Annotated in this window: 14 protein-coding genes; 9 read left to right on the top strand and 5 right to left on the bottom strand. The window is 32.7% G+C overall.

The genetic code is table 11. The features are described 5' to 3' along the window. Positions 1-114: 114 nt before the first annotated feature. On the bottom strand, positions 115-1,848 hold the full coding sequence (locus ACKI42_RS08830) for a ComEC/Rec2 family competence protein (RefSeq protein WP_407404573.1): 1,734 nt from the start codon (positions 1,846-1,848) through the stop codon (positions 115-117). 113 nt (positions 1,849-1,961) lie between these two features. Next, complete coding sequence (lpxB, locus tag ACKI42_RS08825) at positions 1,962-3,071, bottom strand: lipid-A-disaccharide synthase (RefSeq protein WP_407404533.1); 1,110 nt, start codon at positions 3,069-3,071, stop codon at positions 1,962-1,964. A gap of 101 nt (positions 3,072-3,172) precedes the next feature. Between lpxB and ACKI42_RS08820 the strand changes: the two genes are divergently transcribed. The 8 genes from ACKI42_RS08820 to ACKI42_RS08785 all read left to right on the top strand — a co-directional run bounded on the left by ACKI42_RS08820 (position 3,173) and on the right by ACKI42_RS08785 (position 9,425). After that, positions 3,173-3,682 (top strand): DUF2480 family protein, encoded by a 510-nt coding sequence (locus ACKI42_RS08820; RefSeq protein WP_407404531.1) that lies wholly within the window; start codon positions 3,173-3,175, stop codon positions 3,680-3,682. 114 nt (positions 3,683-3,796) lie between these two features. Further along, positions 3,797-4,465, top strand: coding sequence for a DUF937 domain-containing protein (locus ACKI42_RS08815; RefSeq protein WP_407404529.1), 669 nt, complete (start codon positions 3,797-3,799; stop codon positions 4,463-4,465). 217 nt (positions 4,466-4,682) lie between these two features. Then, entirely contained in the window at positions 4,683-5,120 is a 438-nt protein-coding gene (locus tag ACKI42_RS08810; protein WP_407404527.1) for a hypothetical protein, read from the top strand. Positions 5,121-5,240: 120 nt separating this feature from the next. Then, entirely contained in the window at positions 5,241-5,726 is a 486-nt protein-coding gene (locus ACKI42_RS08805; protein WP_407404525.1) for a hypothetical protein, read from the top strand. A 57-nt stretch (positions 5,727-5,783) separates the two neighbouring features. Next, positions 5,784-6,335, top strand: coding sequence for a DUF2975 domain-containing protein (locus ACKI42_RS08800; protein WP_407404523.1), 552 nt, complete (start codon positions 5,784-5,786; stop codon positions 6,333-6,335). Between the two features lie 3 nt (positions 6,336-6,338). Further along, positions 6,339-6,545: a helix-turn-helix domain-containing protein gene (locus ACKI42_RS08795; protein WP_407404521.1), complete on the top strand. Its 207-nt coding sequence runs from the start codon at positions 6,339-6,341 to the stop codon at positions 6,543-6,545. 175 nt (positions 6,546-6,720) lie between these two features. Next, positions 6,721-8,475 carry an aspartate--tRNA ligase gene (aspS, locus tag ACKI42_RS08790; protein ID WP_407404519.1) on the top strand — a complete coding sequence of 585 codons (1,755 nt, stop codon included), beginning with the start codon at positions 6,721-6,723 and terminating at the stop codon, positions 8,473-8,475. Positions 8,476-8,870: 395 nt separating this feature from the next. Then, the gene (locus ACKI42_RS08785) at positions 8,871-9,425 is read left to right on the top strand and encodes a hypothetical protein (RefSeq protein WP_407404517.1); all 555 of its coding nucleotides are present in this window, start codon (positions 8,871-8,873) and stop codon (positions 9,423-9,425) included. A gap of 1 nt (position 9,426) precedes the next feature. Here ACKI42_RS08785 and ACKI42_RS08780 read toward each other — a convergent pair whose 3' ends face one another. Further along, positions 9,427-10,998, bottom strand: a complete 1,572-nt coding sequence (locus ACKI42_RS08780) for a GMC family oxidoreductase N-terminal domain-containing protein (RefSeq protein WP_407404515.1) — start codon at positions 10,996-10,998, stop codon at positions 9,427-9,429. A gap of 87 nt (positions 10,999-11,085) precedes the next feature. Then, on the bottom strand, positions 11,086-13,203 hold the full coding sequence (locus tag ACKI42_RS08775; protein WP_407404513.1) for a catalase: 2,118 nt from the start codon (positions 13,201-13,203) through the stop codon (positions 11,086-11,088). Positions 13,204-13,392: 189 nt separating this feature from the next. Here ACKI42_RS08775 and ACKI42_RS08770 point away from each other — a divergent pair, with 189 nt between their 5' ends. Continuing rightward, a complete protein-coding gene (locus ACKI42_RS08770) occupies positions 13,393-14,502 on the top strand; it encodes a DUF6438 domain-containing protein (RefSeq protein WP_407404511.1) in 1,110 nt (369 codons plus the stop codon). Here the strand turns inward: ACKI42_RS08770 and ACKI42_RS08765 are convergent. Further along, positions 14,499-15,233, bottom strand: a complete 735-nt coding sequence (locus tag ACKI42_RS08765; RefSeq protein ID WP_407404509.1) for an SDR family NAD(P)-dependent oxidoreductase — start codon at positions 15,231-15,233, stop codon at positions 14,499-14,501. The genes ACKI42_RS08770 and ACKI42_RS08765 overlap by 4 nt on opposite strands. Positions 15,234-15,318: the final 85 nt, after the last annotated feature.

Genomic DNA, 15,318 nt, shown 5'->3' with positions numbered 1-15,318 from the left:
AAGTTAAAAAATGTTAACTAAAGTTGAAACTGAGAAATCTCACAAAATTTCAGTTTGTAACCTTTCTAAATAACATCATTAAACAACATGAATAATGAAAATCTGTAGTCCAATTTATTTTCTCTGCAGATTATAGGTTTTTGATTGGAATACAAAATGGCTATGTGTTACTGGTAAATCAAAAAAAACCACCCCTTTTACTCTTCTCGACGAAATATAGGGATTCAACACAAATTGTGTAAAACTTTGCTTATCAACACCCTTATCAATCCAAAAATAAACTCTATCTTTTTGTTTTATTGAAAAAATGGTGTGTTTTTTTTGATAATAAATCATAACTTCCTCTTTGCCATTTTCGTAAATATTAAAGCTAACTCTTAAAATATAAAATGATACCACTGCCGAACCCCAAATTGCCAATCTTCTAATGTTAAAACGAATGATAACAATTCTTAATAAATAGATGACACCAAATAAAGCAAGCACTTCTGTGAGATTGAAAGCTATATTTTGAAAGAATATCGCCTCAAAATTTGCAAAGAAATGGATGCATTTTAACAATATTTTAATTAAAAAATCATATACCATCACCAAAAAAGAAAATTCTAATCCTAAGGAAAACAGTCCGGTCATTAAGAATGAGAAAATAATAATTACCTCAGAAAAGGGAACTACAAAAAAATTGGCAATAATGGAAACCAAAGAAAATTGATGAAAATAATAGAGAACGAGTGGTAACGTAGACAATTGTGCTGCAATTGATATGGAAAACGTATTGTATAAAAGTTTTTTAAAATTGGAATTTTGTTTAGGCAAATATTTCAATATAGGTTCATTCAACCAAAAAATACCCAAAACCGCCACAAAACTTAGTTGAAAACCAACATCAAAAAGTTGTTGAGAATCCCAAACCAAAATAAGAAGGGCAGACAGCGATAGCGCATGCAACAAATCTGTTTTTCTTTGCAATAGAACAAAGATAAAATAAATAGTAAGCATCAAACAAGATCTTACAACCGAATTACCAAACCCAATGAATGTTGCAAAAATCCAAATAAAGACGAGACAAGAAATAATAACATATTTCCTAAAACGAGTTGGTAAAACCTTCATCAGTAGAAAGTACAACATCCCAAAAATCACAACAATATGCGTCCCAGATATTGCCAAAAAATGCACCAAACCAGAACGATTAAAATCTTGTAAAGTTTCCGAATCGATTTCTGTACGATCAGCCAAAATAATTCCTTTTAAAAATTCCTGACTTTTTGGAGATAAAGCTGATTGATTGATTTTAAGTAAGACATCAAGCCTTTCCTGTCTAACTTTTTCGGCTATAGAAAGATCAATTCGCGGAGATGAAAATAATTCTCCCTTGGCAAAAACTTGATAACCAATGTTTCGTCTTTGGAGATATTTCGCATAATCAAATTGAAAATCATATTTCGGCGACTCAACTTTATTGATGTATGCTTTGGTTTGGTAATAATGTTCGAAATCCAGTTCACCTTTTTCTCTCGTCAAATATAAAATCGTTTTAAATGTTTGATTCCTGACTTGAGCTAAAACCTCATATTTCTTGTGTTTTATGTTAGAATTGAGCTTTTTTGAGACTTTAAAATTTACTATTTCATTTGATTTAAATCCTAAATCACTAGATTTTAAAGAGTTGAAATAATGTAAAGAAACTCCAAGAGACAAAAACAAAATTCCTAAAAAAACAGAACGTAATTTTGAAAATAAATAAGTTTGAAAAAAGGTAAAAAAGCCTAAACATAAGCCGAAGAGCAAAACAAGGAAAACCCAATTTCTACTCAAAGAAAATACATCTTGAAGAAAAATGCCCACTATAAAGCAGAGGGTTAGTATCAAAATTGGTTGCTTGTTCAAAATTTATCATTTGCACAACCAAATTACTAAATAATTAAATACAAATAATTAAAAATGAACAATTTAAAAATTTAATTTATAGTCTTCAAAATGATACACGCAGCATGATCACTTGCGCCTTTTCCTCCTAATTTAGACCTTAAAATTTCATACTCATCGAGCATTATTCGCCTTTTATCTCCTTCTAAAATCTGCTGAAGTTCTGTAACCAAATTTTGAGTATTGAGCTCATTTTGAATCAATTCTTTCACCACTTCTTTATCCATAATTAAATTCACAAGAGAAATATACTTGATATGTTTTACCAATCTTTTGGCAATGGCATAGGAAATTTTGCTTCCACGATAGCATACAACTTCAGGAATATTTAGCAAGGCTGTTTCCAAAGTTGCAGTACCCGAAGTTACCAAAGCTGCTTTGGAGCATCGTAATAAATCGTAAGTTTTATTGGATACAAAATGAACGTTTTCGTCTACATATTTTTGGTAAAACGATTTTTCTAAACTTGGCGCACCGGCAATTACAAATTGATAATTTTCGAAATACGGTCTTACCGAAAGCATGAGTTGTAGCATTTTGTCTACCTCTTGCTCTCTAGAACCAGGCAATAATGCGATAATTTCTTTAGAATTTAGACCATTTTCTTTTCTAAAGTCTTCCCCATTGATAGTCTCTAGATCCGAAATTGCATCTAACAAAGGATGTCCTACAAAATGAGATTTCACATGACGTTTTTTGTAAAAATCTTCCTCGAAAGGGAGAATCACCATCATTTCATCTACATATTTTCTGATGATTTCTACTCTACCCTCTTTCCAAGCCCAAAGTTGAGGCGAAATATAATATACCACTTTGATGCCCAATTCTTTTGCAAATTTTGCAATCCTAAGGTTGAATCCTGGATAATCTACCAAAATCAAAACATCGGGATTATTGGTTTTAATGTCATTTTTGCACACCTTCATGTTATTAAGAATAGTGCATAAGTTTTTGGCAACTTCTAGAAAACCCATGAACGCTAGATCACGATAATGCTTCACTAATGTTCCACCTTGGGCAGCCATCAAATCTCCACCCCAAAATCTAAATTCTGCTTGGGAATCTTGTTTCTTCAAAGATTTCATTAGGTTGCTTCCGTGTAGATCACCAGAAGCTTCTCCTGCAATAATATAATATTTCAACTTTTATTGTAGATTTTAGATTTTAGAATACAGATTACGAAGATCTATAAATCTCAAATCAATAATTTGACTTAAATTTGTGTAAAGATAATGATAAAAAAATGTTAGAAGAATTTGATATAAAAAATAAAGTAGCATCTAGTGGATTGATAAATTTTGATCTTACGGATCTAGTACCAAAAGGCAGAAGGATGGGGATAGATTTGAAAGATTTTCTGTTTCAAGAAATGATTTTAAAAGAAAAAGATTTTCGCGAAAAAGTAGCAGCAATCGACACTACTCTCTATGAAGATGCATACGTCTACGTTTACAATTCTGCAGATGCCATTGTCCCTTTATGGGCATACTTCCTCATTACAGCACAGCTTACAGATGTTGCAAAAAAAATTGTTTTTGGTAAAAAAGAGGATTTGGAAGTAGTTCTAATGCATACTGCGATAGATAACTTCAGCTTTGAAGATCTGGTAGACAAAAGAGTTTTGGTAAAAGGTTGTTCGGATAAGGAAATTCCAGAAAACGCGTATATAGAGTTGGTGGAGAAACTAAAACCTATTGTAAAATCATTAATGTTCGGAGAAGCTTGCTCTAATGTTCCTATTTTTAAAAATTAAAATTCTAGAACTGAGGAGATCATAATTTATTATCAAAGTTTTATTTAATTTAATTATTTAGTGGAATATTTTTTGATAACTTTGGTTTACTAACAATTAAATACGAACACAATAATGAATCTAATTGATTTACTTACCGGCAACACAGGAAATGAAGTTGCAACACAAGCTGAAAACAAATTTGGTATTAGCAAGAACCAAATCATTGCTCTTTTGGCAGTATCTGCTCCCTTGGTAATTTCTTATTTGAAAAATAAATCTCAAGATAGTAAAGAAGCTGAAGCTCTAAATAACGCATTGGATAAAGATCATGATGGTAGTATCCTTAATGATGCCTCTCAATTGGAGGCTAGGCAAGGAGAAGGAAACTCTATCTTATCTCATATTTTTGGGAATGATAAAGCCAATGTTGAAAACCAATTATCTCAAAATACAGGTATTTCTATGGACAAGATAGGTCCAATATTAGCCATGTTGGCTCCTGTAATTATGGGTTACATTGGTAAGGAAAAGCAACAAAGTAATGTGGGAGCAGGTGGAATTGGAGACTTATTAGGAGGAATTCTTGGTAATGCTTCCAACCAAGCACAGCAGCAACAATCTAATCCTCTAAACGATATATTAGGTAGCGTTTTGGGAGGAGGAAATTCTCAATCTTCTGGCAACCCTTTGAATGATATCTTAGGTAGCTTCTTGGGAGGGGGACAACAGCAACAAGGTCAACAAAACCAACAAAATGGTGGTTTAGGAGGTTTGTTAGGAAGTATTTTTGGAGGAAAATAATTATTAATAGTATATATCATAAGGTCGGAAAGAAATTTTCGACCTTTAATTTTTTTTATTAAATGTTATAACAGTAAAAATTATTTCATTTCCCTAACCTTTCCAAAATATTAAGTATTGATACTATACAAATCAATATCCTTTCAAATTGGTAAAAGAATATTCTATTTTATAAAAATTTATTTAGATTTGTTTAACTTTGATAAAAATAGTATTTATGAAAAAAATTATCTCTTCAGCTCTTATAATTGTATTATCTTTTGTGGCAAATAGCTTATCTGCACAGCAAATTAGTTCAAATCAGATGAGAATATTTCAGTCGGATAATGTAGAAGACTTCAAAAAAGCTTTTCCTGCATCAGACCTTAATAAGTGCTTAATGATAAAAACCAATTCTTTTGATTTGCTAGGTTTAAGTGTGAAATTTGAGAAAAAAAATATTTTCGATTATATGCTTACTAAAACTACCGATATCAACAGAATTTGCACTGATCAATCACCACTCATGATAGCAGCGCGATATGACAAAGCATATATGGCAAATATACTGATGCAGAAAGGTGCTGATAAAAGACTAAAAAATGCATTAGGAGAAACTGCTAAAGATTTTGCCATCAAATATCAAAAACCTGCTTTAGCAGAAATTGTGAAATAATACATCACACCCTAATAAAAATCTAAAACTTCCAATTGGAAGTTTTTTTTGTTTTTTAGAATATTTTTATTGTTTTACGATAATTATTTATAGATTTGCAATAATAAAATAAATCATAAAATGAAACCAAATCTTTTTTCCAACAAATTTGTCCTCTACATTATTAGCACTGCTCTATTGGCAAATCTAGTTTTTATAATTTTCAGAACGGTAATAATTAATAGTAAGATATTCGAATTCATCAATTCTGCATCTATTTTAGAATCAAAAGATATTGCCATTATTTCTATGCATTTTGTAATCATATTAATGAAAATTGGGTTTGCCTTTTTATTGCTGTTAATGGCAAGTAGTAATCAATTTAGAAATAATTTCGACGAATCTTTTTTAAACAAAATAAAAAGAACTATTGTATTAGCTTTATCTATCATCTTTCTAGAATTTTTTACTGCGGTGCTAGAACATTATTTACAATTCGATACAAAATCTATTTCACTACGTGCTACAGATACTAGCTTATTTTATCAACTCATTATCCTTGTTATTATTTTCTTCGTTTACAAACAAGGTGTTTCGGTACAAAAAGAAAACGACTTAACGATATAATATTTAATTATAAAAATTATTGGCTCAAATTCGATATCCAAATACATTGCAATAATCATGTTTGTATTTGCAGCAATATTTATGTTTCATTTGATTTATGAAATCTTTGGACAAGCTATTTTATGGTACAAATACAAAACAGGTAGCAACTTATTTCCTACTACATTTATATTAGGAAACGATGTTGGTTGGTCGCAAAACCAATGGACAATTCCCATTCAAGTAAAAATGAAATTTAGGATCAATTATCCTTTTTCTACCGTACAATGCGTAACAGGTTTATATCCCAATTTTTCTCAAATAATACACAACCTATTAGGGTTTACCTTTATGACTCTATTTTTCTACCTATCTTACCGATGCTTCAAAGAAATGGCGAAAGATAGCATCTTCAATCTGAAGGCTATACAATGGCTGAGAAGATTTTGCGCCCTAAATTTGGCATTAGGCATCTTTGGACTTATTGAATTCTTCTTTAATAAAGACAATTCTGGAGTTACTTTTATCACATATCTATTTTTTGCATTTTTTGGAATGATTATCTTTTTCATTGTTGAGTTTTTCAAAAAAGGCTTAGAATTACAATCCGAAAACGACTTAACGATATAAACCATGCCGATTATAATAAATGTAGATGTAATGCTTGCTAGGCGCAAAATGCAATCGCAAGAATTGGCCGAGAAAATTGGCATTACCCAGGCAAATCTTTCCATCCTGAAAACAGGAAAAGCAAAGGCTATAAAGCTTTCGACACTTGAAGCGATTTGTAAAGCATTAGATTGCCAACCTGGCGATGTATTGGAATACTCACCATCTTAAAATAAAAGATGAATAAATAAAAAAAGCATTAGAATAGATCAATCAATAATACGGTTTTGGTTTTCGGTATCGATGCAAAATATTTTTTCTACTAAAATCCTTATCTTTGCCAATGAAAATTTTAGAATAAACCATCTAAAATCTTATATATAACATCTAACATCTAATAATTATAATGTTCCGTACACACACTAATGGCGAATTGACGCTAAAAAATCTAAATGAAGAAGTAACACTTTCTGGATGGGTACAAACCATTCGTGATAAAGGATTTATGATTTGGATAGATCTTCGAGATCGTTACGGCATTACCCAATTGGTGTTCGATCAGGATCGTTCTTCTGCAGAATTAATGGAAAACGCTAAGAAATTAGGTCGAGAATTCGTTATTCAAGTAAAAGGAAAAGTAATTGAAAGAGTTTCTAAGAACCCAAACATTCCAACAGGAGAAATAGAAATTTTAGTTGAAAGTCTTACGGTTCTTAACGAATCTCAGATTCCTCCATTCACCATAGAAGACGAAACTGATGGTGGTGAAGAACTGAGAATGAAATACAGATACCTAGATATTAGAAGAAATCCGGTAAAAGACAAATTGATTTTCCGTCATAAAATGGCGCAAAAAGTGAGAAATTACCTTTCTGATCAAAACTTTATCGAGGTAGAAACGCCTGTTTTAATAAAATCTACACCAGAAGGAGCACGTGATTTCGTAGTTCCAAGTAGAATGAATCCTGGACAGTTCTATGCACTTCCTCAATCTCCACAAACTTTCAAGCAATTATTGATGGTAGGTGGAATGGACAGATATTTCCAAATTGTAAAATGTTTCCGTGATGAGGATCTAAGAGCAGATAGACAACCAGAATTTACACAAATAGATTGTGAAATGGCTTTCGTAGAGCAAGAAGACATTATGAATGTGTTCGAAGGAATGACGAAAACTTTAATTAAAGATATTACAGGACAAGAATTCGGCGAGTTTCCAAGAATGACTTTTGCTGATGCAATGCAAAAATATGGAAACGACAAACCAGATATCCGTTTTGGGATGGAATTTGTAGAACTGAATGAAGTAACAAAAGGAAAAGACTTCAAAATATTTGATGAAGCTGAATTGGTAGTTGGGATCAACGTAGAAGGTTGTGCAGAATACACAAGAAAGCAAATAGATGAATTGGTAGAATGGGTAAAACGTCCACAAATTGGCGCTACAGGACTAGTTTGGGTAAAATTACAAAATGATGGTACCGTGACTTCTTCTGCAAACAAATTCTATGATGAAGCAGCATTGAAAGCAATCGTTGAAAAATTCAGCGCAAAAGCTGGTGATCTAATGTTGGTGATGAGCGGGAACGCAGACAAAGTAAGAGGACAACTTTCTGCTTTAAGAATGGAATTGGGTAACCGTCTAGGATTAAGAAAAGGAAATGTGTTTGCACCACTTTGGGTTGTAGATTTCCCTCTTCTAGAATGGGATGAAGAATCTGGTAGATACCACGCCATGCACCACCCATTCACGTGTCCAAAAGTAGAAGACTTCGATCTCCTGACTACAGATCCTGGAAAAGCAAGAGCGAATGCTTACGATTTGGTTCTGAATGGTAACGAAATTGGAGGCGGATCTATCCGTATTTTTGATAGAGAACTTCAATCTAAGATGTTTGATCTTTTAGGATTTTCCAAAGAAGAAGCAGAAGCACAATTCGGATTCCTAATGAATGCCTTCAAATACGGAGCACCTCCACACGGAGGATTGGCATTCGGGTTTGATAGATTAGTTGCCATCTTAGACGGAAACGAAGTAATCAGAGATTACATCGCATTCCCAAAAAATAATTCTGGACGTGACGTCATGATAGACGCACCTTCTCCAGTAGCACAAGAACAACTAGACGAATTGGAATTGGCTTTGAACTTGAAAGCGTAATTCTATTATCATACAATGTAAAAACACAAACTAACATTGAGTTTGTGTTTTTTTGTGCTCACTGATAAAAACGAGAGGCTTCTCGTTGAGTAAGAAGAATCCAGTTTTATTTGAATTCTTTATAAGAACAACATACAAGTAGCGCAAACTTAGCATGAATAAAGGATTTCAGCCAATTAAAATTTCGTGTACAATAAGGGAATGTTGCCTTTAATATTAATATCATTGATGTCCATATGTAAGTATGCCGAAAGATAAAGAATATCTACAAAATACATAATTTTACATTTGGAACTAGTAGCAGATTCTGAGAAAAAATAGATTAAAATAACTCCTACTGATGATACAAATTTGCATTTTGCCCAAAGATTTAAAATTCTTAAATACTAAAATCGATGAAAAAATTACCCTTTCAAGTAAAGATAGATTTTAATGAACAAATAATTCGTAGTCAACAAATTAAATATTTAAAAAGATTGTGGATCAAGAGACTTCCAGAGTATATTCAATATTTATTACTTCTGATTGGCTGTATCTACATGCTAGAAGACTTTAGAGGAAGATTTTATACTATTTTAGATTATTTTAATTTCATCAAAAGTTATATTATTCTCTATGTACTGATTCTCTTATCATTCTATATTTATCAAAGAATACATCTCAATGTTCAACTTAAAAAATTGATTGAGGATGCGCAAATGCAGCATGAAAACCAAACCATTATCGAGTTTGCAGAAGAATACTTAAGACTAAAAACATCCGATTATGACCTTAAATATAATTGGAATCTGATTACCTATCACCTTCAAAAGAATTCTATTATTATTCGTATCAATATGAATTCACCATTTGATTACTTACTTAACAGGGAAGAAACTCTTCATTACGACGCCGTTGTAGATATAATAAAGTCTAAATCGAAGCTTAAATATAAACTTAGCAAAAGATAAATTAGATAAGCTTCTCCTTTATTAGATTGTCCATACAATATTCTACCAAGGCAGTGATGGTAAGAAAAGGATTGACGCCAATACTTCCAGGTATTAGAGAACCATCCAAAATATACATATTTTCTTGCCCTTTTAACTGACCAAAACTATGGGTTGCTTTTCCCAAAACTGCACCACCAAGAGGATGATAACAAACATCGTAGCCAAAACCATTATGAAAAAGGAGATGACTTCTAGTTCCGCCATTCGCTTTATTCATTTTTCTAAGAAAATAGTGGGCGTTATCTTCCATCTTCCTTGTATTCTCTCTCGGCCAATTTAGTGTCAATTTATTTTTAGAGATATCAAAACCTACCGTACCCAGAATATCTACTTTACTGATCATTAAATATAAAGCTGTAGCAACATTCATCCCCATAGGAAGTGGCGCCAATTCTGCAAAAAAGCTATGCTTAGGGTCGTCCCAATTATCAATTGCACCAACAGGTATGGTGGAATGACGAAGTCCTAGGCCTCCATCCAATGGGTTCACCCAGTTTCTACCTGTCATGAAATTCCCGTTATTCCCCCAATTTTTTCCCACCTCATCATGGATCACTAATGTTTTTTCTGCTTTTGCTTTTAGTAATAATTCTAACGTTCCCATGGTACCAGCAGCAAGGATCAATTTTTCGCAAGACATTTTCTTCTCGGCAACAATCTCACCAGAAGTATTTATCTGATTTACTTTTAAGGTATATCCATTTTCTTCATTTGTAATAGAAAGCACCGAATGTAAATCTAAAATTTCTAAATTTCCAGTTTCCAATGCCTTTTTGAGATAGGTTTTATCTAAACTATTTTTCCCATGATTATTACCATATATAACTTCACCATCTAACGCCGATTTCGGAACTTCTCCTGCATATTCTTTCTCCATATATTTAAAATCATAAACATTGGGAACTCTCACAGTTTTAAAACCAGCTTTATGAGCTTCCTCTTCACCTACCCTATTAAACTTATAATACTCACAAGAATCTAAAAATTGTTCGTCTGCGACATTCACTTTTAATTCTTTCTGTGCTAGAGGAAAGTAAGTATTATAGAAGATATCGGCATCCAAATTTGGAAAAATCTCCTCGAAGTATTTTTTCTTGGGTAATACTGCCATTCCACCGTTAACGAGTGAGCCTCCCCCAACTCCTCTACCAACCCATATTTTTATATTCTCGAAATCTAACCTATCCAAAGCTCCTGTAAAGGGTTTTAGAGGAAATATATTAAAGAAAGGAGCTATTGTATTTTTATTTAGCCACGCCGCACTCTTTCCTGGAGATTTCATTTTGGAAAAAGGTATTCCCGCTTTTTCCCAATTGAGCCCCATCTCTAGCATACACACTTTCTTCCCCGCTTCACATAATCTAAGCGCTGCAACGGCACCCCCATATCCAGATCCAATAATAATGATGGGCTTATGATTATCTTCAAACAGAACATCATCTTTGGTTTTGCCTTTTAAAATAGAATTCCCTAAAAAAAAGAATGCGCCAATACCTAAAGCTGTAGTTTTAATGAAATTTTGTCTATTCATGCATTAAGATTAACAAAAGGCATGCTACTTAATTTAATATTGAAATGTTTAGCACAAAAAAAGGCTCCGAAGAGCCTTAGTAATAATTTATGATGGTACTTTACGAGATTTTTCTCTTTCCCAAACACGATGTCCTTTTAGAACCTCAATAAAATCTTTATCTAGCTTATCATTGGATTCTAGGATAACACCTTTATCTTTTTCGATATAGGTTTTCTCCATAATTTTCTCTGCACCTTTTGCAAAAGCGATGGGCTTACAATGACGAAAACCTTCGTTGATGAAATGCAGATAGTCGGCTTCACCAATCAATGCGTCTACAGAATCTCCTTCTGGTGTATAAAAGGCATCATAACAAACAGAGGCTTCAGTAAGTAAGGAATGTTCTATCTTCAGATCTTTTCCTTCTTTGGATTTTATAGTCCCTACATGAGGAGCAATAAGAACTGCTTCTGCTCCTTGGCTTTCGATAGCATTCTTCAGATGATCGATTGAAGCAGAAGAGACACCATTGGCTACCATAAAAGCTACTTTTCTAGTTTCTATGCTACCTTCGCCTGGTTTTACTTTCATGCTAAGAGCTGCAGATTTTTCAACTTCTGGTTTTTTGGGTTGTATAGGATAATTAGGATGATTTTGTTTCGCAAATTTAAGCGTTAATTCATCTAATTCAGCAGGTGGAGTGAGTCCCAGATTATCCCCTACTTTTTTTGCTAAGTTTTGATCTATTTGGTTTAAAATAGCCAATTCTCGAGTTCTAATATTAACATCGTTTACTTTAGACAATTCGAAAGAATAAGCATTTACGATGTGATCTTGCTCCTCGGGAGATTGTGAATTGAAGAATAATTTTGCTTGTGTAAAATGATCCGCAAAAGAATCTGATCTTGCTCTTACTTTTGGACCATCTACTTTTTCCTGGTGAGACTCGAATCCTTGCTCTCCTTTTAACATCGCATGATAAGGACATCCTTGCGCCTTGCTATTCGGGAAATAACTTACAGCTCCTTTCGGAATCTCTATTTTTGCAGGACCATCTTTTTGATTATTATGTTTCCCATTTACTGGTTTGTTAATCGGAATTTCGTGAAAATTGGCTCCCAGACGATAGTTTTGGGTATCCATATAAGAAAATACACGTCCTTGAAGCAGAGGATCGTTAGATAAATCGATACCAGGAACAAGACGTCCAGGATCGAAAGCTGCTTGCTCGGTTTCAGCGAAGAAATTTTCAGGATTTCTATTCAGCGTCATTGTACCAATAATTTTTACAGGTACTAACTCTTCAGGAATCAGTTTAGTCACATCCAAAATATCAAATGAATATTTTAATTCATCTTCCTCAGGTATGAGTTGTACTCCCAAATCCCATTGTGGATAATTGCCTTTTTCTATATTTTCCCACAAATCTTGACGATGAAAATCTGAATTGAATCCTGATATTTTCTGAGCCTCATTCCAAGCAACAGAATGCACGCCTAATTTGGGTTTCCAATGGAATTTTACAAAAGTTCCTTTCCCTTCTTTATTTACGAATTTAAATGTATGCACTCCAAAACCCTCCATGGTGCGTAAGGTTCTTGGAATAGCTCTATCAGACATTGCCCACATAATCATATGTGCAGATTCTGGCATGAGAGAAATAAAATCCCAAAAGGTATCATGAGCAGAACCCGCTTGTGGGATTTCGTTATTGGGTTCTGGTTTCACAGCATGTACCAAATCTGGAAAATTCATCGCATCTTGGATGAAAAATACAGGAATATTATTTCCTACAAGGTCATAATTGCCTTCTTGCGTATAAAATTTAACAGAAAATCCTCTTACATCTCGTGCCAAATCGGTAGAACCTTTAAAGCCTGCTACTGTTGAAAATCTTGTAAATAGAGGTGTAACAGTACCTTTCTTTAAAAAATCGGCACAAGTATATTCAGACATATCCGCAGTTGCCTCAAAAATACCATGTGCGGCACTTCCTCTAGCATGTACTACTCTTTCTGGAATTCTCTCGCGATCAAAATGACTTAATTTATCAAAATAAATATGATCTTGCTGTAATGAAGGTCCACGCTCGCCTGCCTTTAAGGTATTATTATTGTCATGGATGGGAACACCATCATTAGTAGTAAGCACTTTATTGGTGTTGTCCACCAAATACTCTTTCATTTGCAAATCTTTAGCATTTTGCTTTTTCTGATCTTTCATTCTCAATATTTTATGTTGTTGAAATTAAAATTACAAACTTATCTCTCGAAATCCATCACAAAATATGACAAAAATCATAATTAAGTGTTATTTAAAATGAAAATAAATTAAATCATTTTCAAAAGACGAAAAAATACTTCTACATTAAAGGATATAAAAGTACTTTCTATGCAAAGATCCTATCTCTATATGTTTCTATACATTCTCATCTTGCAATCTTGTCATAAAAATACTATTGATACCAATATGCTACTAGGAGAATGGGAGTTTATTCAACTTGAATCAAAAGAAGATGAATATGGAATTACTACAACGTATTTGAGATCAGATTTTAAAATAATGAAAGATTCTCTTTATGAAGAGAATAATGGATTTTATCAAAATCAACCACTTCCAAATAATGAACATTACTCAATATATCTAGGACAGAAAGGGAAATACTATATAACAGATGATAGCTTATTTGTAAAAAGCATAAAAGGAAAAAAATATTTTGCACAAAAAATTGTAAAGGTTAGCAAAGATTATTTGACACTATACGATCGAGACTCAAAACTCAATTTTCAATATAAAAGAAAATCGGTAGTGAAACCTTCTGATGTACCGATAGATCAAATTACACTTTCGTTAGCACCTTGCTTCGGTACTTGTCCTATAAGTTCAATATCTTTAGATTCTGAAGGAAATGTGTATTATTATGGCATTTCAAATACGAAACTAGAAGGATTGTACCAAGGTAAAGCTAATAAAATTATCTTTACTGAAATGGTGAAAAAACTCAATGAGATTCGCTTTCTTGAGCTAGAAAATAATTATAGCCAAAAAAATGTAACTGATTTGCCTAGACTTAGTGTAAGTTTCATTTCTAATAATAAAATTATAAAAAGTATTGATGATTATGGATATGCACAACCGAAAGAACTAAAAGGCATACTTAATAACCTTATATATGCTTGGCAAAGCGCTAAATTGAACAAATATGAGTACAATTTACCCATCATTCATTATGGATTTCAGCCTAATATTTCTATGAACACATCCGATTCGTTTTATATACAGTCTTTACTTTTTAAGGCAAAACAATCGGATAAAGAGTTCACATCAAAATACAGAACCACTGCTCAGCTTATTTTACCAGAAAATTTCGATTATGAAAAATTAGATTCTATGGACAGATCGATCTCAACAGATGGGCAATACTTTAAAATTCAAAAAGAAAATAAAGATTTCGTAACGCTAGATATTGGCTTTGATGTAATTTCTACGAATAAAGAAATATTTGATCTACATAAAAATTAAGGCAACTTCGCTACCAAAAATTCGGGTGAAAGTTTTAGAATCCAATAGATGATCTTCCATTTCCAATTCGGAACTATTGTGAAGCCAGAACCAGCATTTACAATATGTTTAGCAACATAACTCGGCTCCATGATTAGATTTTGGTTGAGGTCTAGACCTTTATTTATTTTTGTATTGATATATCCACTTACCAAAACATTTACAGTGATGTTTCTAGAATTAAGTTCTTGTCGAAGTCCAGCAAGATATTGAGTGAAAGCAGCTTTTGTACTTCCGTATATAAAATTAGATTTTCTGCCTCTAACGCCCGATAATGAGGATAATCCGACAATTCTCTCCAAATTTTTATTAGTCAAATCTGTAGCAATGATATTTATAATAGAAACTGCACCTGCATAATTGGTTTTCATCATTTCAAAAGCACCTTGAAAATCATTAAACGCGTTTGGGTTATCTACTAGAAAACCTGCTGCATACACTACAATATGAGGCTTTTCTGAAAGTGAATCGTAAAAAGATTGGTGAGAAGAAAAATCTATTGCATCAAAAGCAAGAACAGTGATTTGGGCAGAAATAAGTTTATTTTCTAAGACAAATTGTTCCAAAGACTGCGTATTTCTAGAAGCCGCAAATACTTTATATCCTTTCTTGATATATTGTAAAATACATTGTTTAGCAACATCAGAGTTGGCACCTAATAAGAGAACATTTTTAGATAAAGGCATAGACATTACGCAAAGATATTATTTTTATAATTTAAATAATAATGCAAAAAAAGCAAATGATGGGCAGTTTTTTTCTCCCGCGTTGTTTTTT

Origin of the sequence: Chryseobacterium sp., assembly GCF_045629545.1 — a bacterium.
Taxonomy (GTDB): domain Bacteria; phylum Bacteroidota; class Bacteroidia; order Flavobacteriales; family Weeksellaceae; genus Chryseobacterium.
Note: the sequence above shows the minus strand (reverse complement) of the source record. Positions and strands in the feature narration are given on the sequence as shown.

What these genes read in the sequence shown, in the direction of transcription:
- ACKI42_RS08820 (WP_407404531.1), top strand. Translation starts at nt 3,173, where the DNA reads ATGTTAGAAGAATTTGATATAAAAAATAAAGTAGCATCTAGTGGATTG.
- ACKI42_RS08815 (WP_407404529.1), top strand. Translation starts at nt 3,797, where the DNA reads ATGAATCTAATTGATTTACTTACCGGCAACACAGGAAATGAAGTTGCA.
- ACKI42_RS08810 (WP_407404527.1), top strand. Translation starts at nt 4,683, where the DNA reads ATGAAAAAAATTATCTCTTCAGCTCTTATAATTGTATTATCTTTTGTG.
- ACKI42_RS08805 (WP_407404525.1), top strand. Translation starts at nt 5,241, where the DNA reads ATGAAACCAAATCTTTTTTCCAACAAATTTGTCCTCTACATTATTAGC.
- ACKI42_RS08800 (WP_407404523.1), top strand. Translation starts at nt 5,784, where the DNA reads ATGTTTGTATTTGCAGCAATATTTATGTTTCATTTGATTTATGAAATC.
- ACKI42_RS08795 (WP_407404521.1), top strand. Translation starts at nt 6,339, where the DNA reads ATGCCGATTATAATAAATGTAGATGTAATGCTTGCTAGGCGCAAAATG.
- aspS (WP_407404519.1), top strand. Translation starts at nt 6,721, where the DNA reads ATGTTCCGTACACACACTAATGGCGAATTGACGCTAAAAAATCTAAAT.
- ACKI42_RS08785 (WP_407404517.1), top strand. Translation starts at nt 8,871, where the DNA reads ATGAAAAAATTACCCTTTCAAGTAAAGATAGATTTTAATGAACAAATA.
- ACKI42_RS08780 (WP_407404515.1), bottom strand. Translation starts at nt 10,998, where the DNA reads ATGAATAGACAAAATTTCATTAAAACTACAGCTTTAGGTATTGGCGCA.
- ACKI42_RS08775 (WP_407404513.1), bottom strand. Translation starts at nt 13,203, where the DNA reads ATGAAAGATCAGAAAAAGCAAAATGCTAAAGATTTGCAAATGAAAGAG.
- ACKI42_RS08770 (WP_407404511.1), top strand. Translation starts at nt 13,393, where the DNA reads ATGTTTCTATACATTCTCATCTTGCAATCTTGTCATAAAAATACTATT.
- ACKI42_RS08765 (WP_407404509.1), bottom strand. Translation starts at nt 15,233, where the DNA reads ATGTCTATGCCTTTATCTAAAAATGTTCTCTTATTAGGTGCCAACTCT.